This window comes from Sulfurovum sp. (assembly GCF_041562805.1).
GTDB lineage: Bacteria > Campylobacterota > Campylobacteria > Campylobacterales > Sulfurovaceae > Sulfurovum.
The window spans coordinates 1-9,226 of the sequence record NZ_JBFFOH010000097.1 but is presented as its reverse complement, the minus strand read 5'-3'; the positions used below and the strand labels follow the sequence as shown (position 1 = coordinate 9,226).

At 42.2% G+C, this 9,226-nt stretch carries 8 protein-coding genes; 2 read left to right on the top strand and 6 right to left on the bottom strand.

Going from position 1 to position 9,226, the window contains the following annotated elements; all coding sequences use genetic code 11:
- The first annotated feature begins 174 nt into the window (after positions 1-174).
- The gene (locus tag ABYK33_RS10745; RefSeq protein WP_373033205.1) at positions 175-1,014 is read left to right on the top strand and encodes a glycosyltransferase; all 840 of its coding nucleotides are present in this window, start codon (positions 175-177) and stop codon (positions 1,012-1,014) included.
- Here ABYK33_RS10745 and ABYK33_RS10740 read toward each other — a convergent pair.
- From ABYK33_RS10740 to ABYK33_RS10725, 4 genes are all read right to left on the bottom strand, one after another.
- Positions 1,000-2,007 (bottom strand): glycosyltransferase family 4 protein, encoded by a 1,008-nt coding sequence (locus tag ABYK33_RS10740; protein WP_373033204.1) that lies wholly within the window; start codon positions 2,005-2,007, stop codon positions 1,000-1,002. The genes ABYK33_RS10745 and ABYK33_RS10740 overlap by 15 nt on opposite strands.
- A 69-nt stretch (positions 2,008-2,076) precedes the next feature.
- The gene (locus tag ABYK33_RS10735) at positions 2,077-3,156 is read right to left on the bottom strand and encodes a glycosyltransferase (RefSeq protein ID WP_373033203.1); all 1,080 of its coding nucleotides are present in this window, start codon (positions 3,154-3,156) and stop codon (positions 2,077-2,079) included.
- Complete coding sequence (locus ABYK33_RS10730) at positions 3,153-4,019, bottom strand: NAD-dependent epimerase/dehydratase family protein (RefSeq protein WP_373033202.1); 867 nt, start codon at positions 4,017-4,019, stop codon at positions 3,153-3,155. The genes ABYK33_RS10735 and ABYK33_RS10730 overlap by 4 nt, the downstream gene beginning before the upstream one ends.
- A gap of 43 nt (positions 4,020-4,062) precedes the next feature.
- The gene (locus ABYK33_RS10725; RefSeq protein ID WP_373033201.1) at positions 4,063-4,872 is read right to left on the bottom strand and encodes a glycosyltransferase family 9 protein; all 810 of its coding nucleotides are present in this window, start codon (positions 4,870-4,872) and stop codon (positions 4,063-4,065) included.
- 311 nt (positions 4,873-5,183) lie between these two features.
- Here ABYK33_RS10725 and ABYK33_RS10720 point away from each other — a divergent pair, with 311 nt between their 5' ends.
- Positions 5,184-6,893 (top strand): ABC transporter ATP-binding protein, encoded by a 1,710-nt coding sequence (locus ABYK33_RS10720; RefSeq protein ID WP_373033200.1) that lies wholly within the window; start codon positions 5,184-5,186, stop codon positions 6,891-6,893.
- A gap of 178 nt (positions 6,894-7,071) precedes the next feature.
- On the opposite strand, the gene ABYK33_RS10715 is transcribed toward ABYK33_RS10720, so the two are convergent.
- Complete coding sequence (locus tag ABYK33_RS10715) at positions 7,072-8,739, bottom strand: glycosyltransferase (protein ID WP_373033199.1); 1,668 nt, start codon at positions 8,737-8,739, stop codon at positions 7,072-7,074.
- Between the two features lie 297 nt (positions 8,740-9,036).
- On the bottom strand, positions 9,037-9,226 hold a 190-nt coding region (locus ABYK33_RS10710), incomplete at its 5' end, for a GDP-mannose 4,6-dehydratase (RefSeq protein WP_373033198.1).

Below are 9,226 nucleotides of genomic sequence, written 5' to 3'. Positions count from 1 at the left end.
TGGCCTGCTGTTTGAAAAGGGCAGCAGTGATGACCTCGCGGCAAAAATCAAGATGCTCAGCAGCAATGAAACGCTGCGTACAGATATCTCGAACAATGCGCGTTTAAAAGTTGAGGCGATGTTCAGTAATGACATACAGTTTGACAAATTGAGCACGTTACTGCAGGAGCTCTCATGAAAGTGAGTGTGATTGTCACCTTATATAAAGACATCGAAGCCATTAGCCTTATCTTAGATGCATTGAAGAAGCAGACATATAAAAATTTTGAAGTCATCATTGCAGAGGATGATAATGCTTTGGAAACGAGAAGGTTCTTAGAATCCTATACGGGTCTGGATATTAAACATGTCGCGCATCCAGATATTGGACGGACAAAGACTGTTATTCAAAATAAAGCAGTCAGTATCAGTGAAGGTGATTATCTTATCTTTATTGATGGTGATATCATTCCTTACTCGACCTTTATTGAAGCGCAAATTTTAGTGGCTAAGCCTAAACGCGTGATGTCAGGAAGACGTGTTCACCTCACTCCCGAGCTGTCGCAGAAAATACGACAAGGGAAGTTGTCTGTAAAGAAGCTTGAAAAGTATTTTTTCTTTTACGCGCTACTTTTGATCTTTGATAAAGAAGCACGTGTTGAACAGGGTATTTATATAAACCCAAAAGGATGGATATATAAACTTTTTCTTAGTAAGAGAAAACGAAATGCCAATATAATAGGGTGTAATTGGTCCTGTTATAAAGAAGATTTTATACGAATAAACGGTTTTGATGAGAGTTATGGTTTCTCATGTCTGGGCGACGATACCGACTTGGATTGGCGTTTTAAAGCGAGCGGTTGCGAATCGTTTTCGAGTAAAAACATAGCTAATGTATTTCATTTATATCATAAACATAATGATGCTCAGCCGACAACAGAAGTTCCGCCGGAAGTAAAGTTGATGAGGGATAGAGAAAAAGAAGGTGCTTTTGTAGCGACGAAGGGGTTAGATACCCATTTAAACGGTTGTTGAGATTGCCTCTTTTAGTTTAAGGTAATTAGCTTCGATACTATAATGTCTTTGTATATGAAGTTGTGCTTGCTGCCCCATTTCGCGCGCTAAGTCTTGATGCTTGAGGAGGGCTTTAAGCGGGGTATACCAGTCATCATCTTTGACAAGGTAGCCGCTTTTCGTATCCAAAATCACATCTGCATTGACACCCACATCAGAGGCAACAGACGCGATGCCGATAGCTCCGTACTGAATCAGTTTAAAACCACACTTACCGCGGCTCCACGGGGAATCGATCAAGGGCATAAGCCCTATGTCGATCTGCTGCAGATCGTCTATCTCGCTTTCAGCTCGCCATGGAATGTAGTCGTATTTGAACGTAAAGCGCTTTTCGGGCGGCCGGTCACATATAAAGAGAAAACGGCTGTTAGGGGTCTCGTTCAAGAGCCTATCGATGTCATTGATCATCTTGTCGGTAAAGAACTGATAGTTGCCGCTGGTGCCGGTCCAGCCGATGGTAATGGTCGTCTTGTCGGTCTGCAAACGCTGTTGAAATCTGTCTGTGTCGATGGCAGTTGGAATGACAACGGTGTTGGGATTATAGCGTCTGGCAAATTCAGCCAAGTAGTCGTTGCCGCAGACGCAGGTTTGTGCCAGAGTGACGAGACTTTTGATCTTCGGTTCATTTTGTACAAACAGTGCATCATCGAAATCGAAGATGAGATGGGGGTTGATCTTGACCAGGAGCTTTTCAAAAAATGTCGAGTCGGATTTGTCTGAACTCATCGGGCGCTGCATATAGAGAAGATCATACTCTTTAGCCTTCCAGAGGAGTGATAAAAAGCGTAGTCTTTTAATCAGTGAACGAAAGATCTTCGGTACTTTTTTATTGTTGTACTCTGCATAGAAGGTGTGAAGCGTAAAGTCATTTTGAAGTTGGTCGAAATAAGCAAAGACCCTGAAACGCGAAGAGGCCTCATTTTTGTTTTTTACAATAAATAGTATTTTAGGCATAGGGTTTCCCAAGATTCGGTTTTTTCGAATGTTTTAGCAAATTCACATTGCGCAAAGCCGCCATCGCTGTCAGCTCACTAACAGAGCTGTCAGGTTTGCCAACTCGTTTTTCGATGTAAAAAAAGTTTGCACTGCCATAGCGTTGTTCTGTAGTTTGATCTTAGACGCAAACGCTTTGGCATTTTGGAGAAGTACAGCTTCTAGCTGATCGATCTGCTGATTTTGTACCAATGAAAAAGTGTACCCAAGGTTCTGAAGTTCAGGAAATGAGGTGTTGTCATAACTGATGCAGCTCAGACCATAGGCCAAGGCCTCTATAAAAGCGTTGCTCAGCCCTTCTCCGTCACTTGGAAAGAGAAAGATGTCACTCTCCAAATAATACTGTTCGACATTGTCAGTGTGCCCTGTAAGCTGGACTTTCTCTTTATATTCGAGAGTATTCAAGAAGTCCAGGAATTCCTCTTTATAGGGTTCGTGAAACCCGCCGACAAGATGAAATATAAAATCGATCTGGTTCTCATAGAGTACCTTACAAGCCTCTATGGCAGCTTTTTGTCCTTTGCCTTTTGCAATGCGTCCAACATGCAATAGTCGTAAGGGCTGATGCGGTTTGGCATCAAAATCGATAGCGTGTGAAGGCAGGAGGTTCAAAGAGGGATAGATGATTTTTAACTGCGTATGTTTGCCAAAAGGGATAATATATTCAATATTGCGTGCAAGGTGTTCACAGATGGCAATATGATAGTTGACGTTGGAGTAGATGAGGCGGTGAAACCAATCTTTTTTGGGTGATGACTTCGTCGTGCCGTGGCGGATGATGAGGTTGATCTCCAATCCTAGGAACGAGAAGTAGAGCGATTTTAGTTCAGATGCCCCTAAAAACAGGACATTTTTGATGCCCTTTTGCTGAATGATCTTACGAACGCCGAAAATAATGGAGGGACTCAAACTCATTGTAAACGCTATCTCTTCGAGTGCGAATGACGGATGAACTTTCTTCTTGTATTCATCAGCAATAAAGTGGTCTTTTTGAGCGATGAGCGTTACATCACTCACGTCGCCGAGCATTTGTGCAAGTTTAAGAGAGTCTAGCTCCATACCGCCTTGATACGGTGAAAGACAGATAACGGCAGTTGGCGCTTTTGTCATTGCCAGTTGTTGGCTTTCAATTCTTGAATATAGTCTCTAATATTTCGTTTCGGCTGCCAACCCAGGGCCTGTGTTTTTGCTGTAATAACATCGGCGACCATTCTGTTCCCTTTTCTTTCCGGTAACATTTCGATCTCTCCACCGAACATCTCGGCGATCTCTTTAATGCTGAAGGCTTCGCCGCTGCCGATACCGAACTCATCGCCATAGCCGTTTTCACCGACAAGCACCAGTCCGTCGATAATGTCATCGATATGCGTAAAATTTCTTTTTTGTGTACCCGGGCTGACGATTGTCAGAGGCTCATTGTTCTTCATCTTCTCTTTGAAAAGGGCGATCAGTGTGGCATATTTTCCGGTCTGTATCTCTCTTGGCCCATAGACATTGTAAAAGTAGGTAATGGCGAAAGGGACGTTGAACCAGCTGCCGTAGTTGATAACGAGCTCTGTATTTGTCGCTTTTGTCCATGCATACGGAGACGCACTTCTACCGAGACCGCCGTCACCGAATTTGGTTGAACTTCCGGCATAGAGGATCTTGCATCCGGCTTTTCGTACGAACTCCAAAACGGCAAAAATACCGTCTTTGTTGAATTCCCAAACTTTCTCGATATCCTCAAAGCTCTGTTCAACACGGGAGTACTCTCCCAGGTGATAGACCATGTCGGGGTTGAATGTCACAAGCGTTGCGATATCTTTTGTCGAGCCCTTTATGTAGGTGACATTGTCGACGTGGTTTGCCGTACTGCCGGTAAAGTAGTTGTCAAGTGAATAGACGTCGTTATTTTCATCTTGCGCCAGTCTTTCGCAGAGATGACTCCCTACAAAACCTGCACCGCCTGTCACTAATATTCGTTTACGCATCTTTTCCCTTTAAAATAATCTTCGCATTTTAACATCAAGCAGGTTAAAATGTATCGAGGGTAGGCTGCATCGTCTCTAAGACCATTTTCGGGGCGATCTGTTTCATACAGATATTGTCTTGGCAGTTTCTCATCACTGCTGTGTTATAGCAGGGTGAACACGGTAGATCCATAGAGATGAAATTGATCGTATTGTCTGGGGTTTTATACGGTCCCGTCAAGGCTGCCGGTGTCGGTCCTATCAGGACATAGATATCCGTGTCAACAGCAGATGCAAGGTGAGCGGGTCCGGTGTCGGTGGTGACAATGGCCTTTGCATGCTCTATGATACCGATGAGGTCCGTCAAAGGTGTTTTCCCCGTCAGGTCGATGACATTGGAAGGGTAAGGCTTGATCGGCTCAAAGTATGCTTCTTCCCCTTTACCTGCGATAATGACAAGAGGAATATGAGAGGGGATCATTTTCAGAAGTTGTTTCCAGTGCTCCTGCGGCCAGGCTCTGTAGTTGATCTTGTTGCGATTGCTATGGGAATTACTGGGATTAAGAACCAGGTATTTGTCGGGAAGCGAATATTTTTTTGAGACATGCTCCCAAGGTTCGCCAAATAGCTTCGGTACCGCTTTGTCCAGTACGGTCTGCTCACACACCGGTGCGGCTAACTGTTTGACAATGTCGACCATATGGCGCTGTCCGGGAAGCAGTTTGGTCTTTGTATAGGGTGAGCCCAGTTTTGTTTTTGCACTGATCTTTTTAGCGAGTGCATCGAAGTGTTTGTTCTCTTCAAGGTTGATGAGTAGGTCGTAAGGTACTTTTCTGGAGTGACGGATAACCTGCATCTTCTCGAAACTGAACATAATCGGTACTTTGCGGTGTTTCAGCGGAAAAAGTGAATGCAGACGGGTGTCATTTTTTAAGACATTCGCTACGTTTGGATTGACAACCATATCGATTTGTATCTGTTCGCCAAATTGCAGTACCAGTGCATCTATGATCGCAGTCGCATAGATAAGATCTCCCAGTGCACCGCTTCTGATAATTAGAACCGTGTGAATCTCTTTTGTTTTGATGTGAAAAACCCGCTCTTTTTTCTGAAATTATAACTAAGTTGCTCTCCAAAGGGGCTTTAGTGTAAAATGTGTGCAATCAAACTGATAAAAGAGATTTTTTGAAACAGACTTTAAAACGTTATTTACCTTACCTTCGAGAATATAAACTTTACTACTTCATTGTCCTCATAGGTATTGTGTTAACGGTTGCAGCAACAGCAGCAACGGCACAGATCATGAAGCCCTTGATGGATGACATGTTTATAGCCCGTGACCCTAAGATGTTGGTCATTATCCCGTTGGCGTTGATCGGCATCTATATTGCGAAATCCCTGGGAAGGTACCTGCAGTCGGTGTTTATGAATTACATCGGTCTGAGTATGGTCACCCGTCTTAGAGAGGTGCTTCTGGACAAGATCCTGCATATGGACATGGAGAAGCTCCAGGCGAGCCGAAGCGGTGAGATGATCTCGAGGATCACGAATGATATCGGGCGTGTTCAGTATTTTGTCTCTAACATGCTACCGGAGCTTTTACGTGAGATCCTGACGGTTGTCGGGCTAATCGCTTACATTATCTATCTGAGCCCAGAACTCTCGTTTTATGCCTTAGTGGTCATTCCTTTGGTCATTTACCCGCTTATACTCATTGCCAAGCGTCTCAAAAAACTTTCGCACCGTTCTCAAGAGAAGAATGCCGATGTCATGACCCGCTTGACCGAAGTCTTTAACAACGGTGAGATTATCAAAGCAAGCGCGACAGAGGGGATGGAACTGGAGCGTTTTTCAGAAGAAAATTGGCGCTTTTTCAAGATCAATATGAAAGGGGTCTATACCAACGAGTTGGTCTCACCTATTTTGGAGATCATTGCAGCATTGGGATTGGCCTCCATCATTTATGTCGGCGGGCAGCAGGTCTATGACGGCAAGATCACGGTTGGAGAGTTTACGGCATTTTTGACGGCGGTCGGGCTTGTCTTTCAGCCCGTACGACGGATCGGTTCGATCTATGGGCGCATTCAAGATGCATTGGCCGCAAGTGAACGTATTTTTGAACTGTTTGACCAGACGAACACTATTGTTGACGGCGACGTGGTCCTCGATAGTGCGATTGAAAAGATCGATTTTAGAGATGTGCACCTCTATTATGGAAAAACAGCGGCATTAAGAGGGATAAACCTTCATATTGAAAAAGGAATGAACATTGCATTGGTAGGCGACAGCGGCGGCGGCAAAAGTTCTCTTATCAACATGCTTCTCAGGTTCTATGACCCTCAAGAGGGTGAAATAATGATCAATGATCAACCTTTACAGCAATTTACGCAACGGTCATTACGTCGTGAGATCGCTATTGTTTCGCAACGGGTCTATATTTTTCAAGATACCTTGGCGGCCAACGTCGCGTATGGAGAAGATATTGATGAGGTTCGTGTACAAGATGCGTTGGAACTTGCAGATGCCCATAGCTTTGTGGAGAGCTTGGATAAAGGTATTCATACTGTGATGCAGGAGTTCGGTGCCAACCTCTCCGGAGGACAGCGCCAACGTATTGCCATTGCCCGCGCTATCTATAAAAACGCCTCTTTGCTGATCTTGGACGAAGCGACCAGCGCCTTGGACAATGAGAGTGAGAAACGCATCCAAAAGGCGCTCGAAGACTTTACAAAAGATAAGATCACCATTACGATCGCACACCGCTTAAGTACGATTGAACATGCAGATGAGATCCTGATATTCCAGAAGGGCGAGATCGTTTCGAGAGGTACGCATCAGGAGTTGCTGGCAAGCTCACCGGTGTATCAGCGTCTTTCCGGAGAATTGGCACAATAGCTCTTTTTATACAATGTTGTGAGAACGATTTAGCAGTTCCACTGTTGACAATGGCGCAGAACTTTTAGAGTATTGAGTTGTCAAGATGTCATCCTGGCTCGCAGGTACGACAAAGCTGCCAATGCAGCCATTCGATTATGACTTTTACAGTAGAGTACAGTTTCAGCGGTTTATTGTTTTAAAAAGCCGCTGGATCATATTTGATAGTCAAAAAAGCGTTCCATATATTTTCTTTGACTATGGTCAGTTGAGCATCCTCGACCTTATAGTTTCTTCTAATATGGGATGGTAGATCTGTTATGTTGTCAATGTCTGAAGGTTTTAAAAATTCAGCTTGTAAACCAAAAACAGAATAATAATCATTAAACTTATAATCACCACCGACAACCTTATCTGAAAGCCTGATACCTAAGTTGGGTATACCATAGCAATCCGCAGCGATCAGACCGTGCATGGCGCTAGACAAGATCGTTTTGCACGCCAGTAAATCTTTTATAAAATCTTCAGGTGCTTGTTGGATATCTAATATTGTAATATTTTCTCTGTCGGATATTTTTGTTATGAACGGATGCGCTTTGTCTACATAGTGCGGAATGATGCCGACATCATATTTCTTATCTACCTGTGGCGTCTCAATCAATTTATCTGTTATCAGCCCCCAGTCGCCTAATACGGTTTTAGAACAATCAATACCGTTTTTTTCCAGCCTTGCTTTTGTGATTTCTCCTCTAACGCCTATCGGGATGATTTGTTTACTATATCGTTCTTTCGGCTTAGCGGGTTCTTGGATAAATCCAGTCCCTAAAAGATAGACCGTTTTTCTCCAGAAAAAAGATTTTATTTTTTTTTTAAGCTTTTCTGGAACGATCAGTGCTTCGAGCAGGCTTCCGATCGCTATATACTCACATTTTTTAATACTGGATTGTTCCCAGTCTTCAAATAGCCCGTTGAACAAATTTATATTCAGTAAATCACCGAAGTTCTTTTCACTTGCGAAGTAGAAGCATTTCTTACTGGTTTTATGAGGTATTTTGAAAACCGATATTTTCAATATTTTTACTCTCGAGTATCCTTTGCCTGTTCTTTTGATTTCAAAAAATAGATTTAATAGTGATTTTAAGACTTTCTTGGTTTTGTAATATTGATATAAAGTTGGGTGATTATTGGACATTTGGTTTAGAAGATGTTTGCTTTTCTTTTTATTCTTTGTTATTGAATGTCGACTTTTTTCTAACTGTCGGTAGTGGAATAGTATTTCAGGGATTCTATAAAACTTCATTTCTTGTTCTGTGAACTTAAGCCAAAAATCCCAATCTTCATAGCCTTCTTTCATATTTTCATTATAGCCGCCCAGTTTTTCCCAATCTGATTTTCTGAAAAGTCCTGAGCAAAATACCATATTATCATCAATTATTTTTTTAGATGAATATGGTCGTAAGTTCCATTGCCAAATGGTATTTTCATTAAACATATTTGCCTTGGAATAGACTACTGATATGTTAGGATAGTCCCTGAAAACATTGAAAGCTTTTTCACAATATGTTTCGTCTATTGTATCGTCAGCATCTAATGGAAGTATAAACTCCCCTTTTGCTTCCTTAATACCAGTATTCCTGGCCACAGACGTTTTAGAGTTTTGTTTGAGTTTGATTAAAGAGACCCGCTTGTCTTTTTGTATATAGTCCTGTATTATTTTTATAGAATTATCTGTTGAACAATCGTCTACACATATGATTTCAATTTCATGTAATGTTTGGGATGTTGCAGAATCCAGTGTTTCTGTAATATGTTCTTCTGCATTGTAAACGGGTATAACAATACTAACTTTTATATCGTCTTTAGTCATAGTAAATCCCCATTGAAAATTCGTGTTTTATCTTTTTAAAAATTGTTTTACAATTGATTATCGGTCTTTTTAAATGTCATTTCAAATCTGAGCTGGAATCCAATAAAAACAGTTGTCATTGCGAAGGTTTTAGCGCGTGGCAATAGATTTTATATTAAAAAAGTCCGTGAGTATGACTTATACTCCCGCCAAATGTCAAGACAGCTTTCTGAGAAAGATATTCTTGCCATTCCCTGATCTTTGAAGTGATTTTCCTAGCTATATTCTTCCGAAGGCAGGCTATAAGTGAATGAAAATTCAAGTTATTCCGTATTTTTTCAAATACCATTCAATTGTTTTCACAATACCACTGTCAAAGTTCTCATCCGCTTTCCAGCCAAGATCGTTCTCAAGTTTGGTCGCATCGATGGCGTAGCGTCGGTCGTGGCCGGCTCTGTCTTCGACGAAGGTGATGAGCTCTTTGTAGCTTTTGTCTGTCGGGACTTTT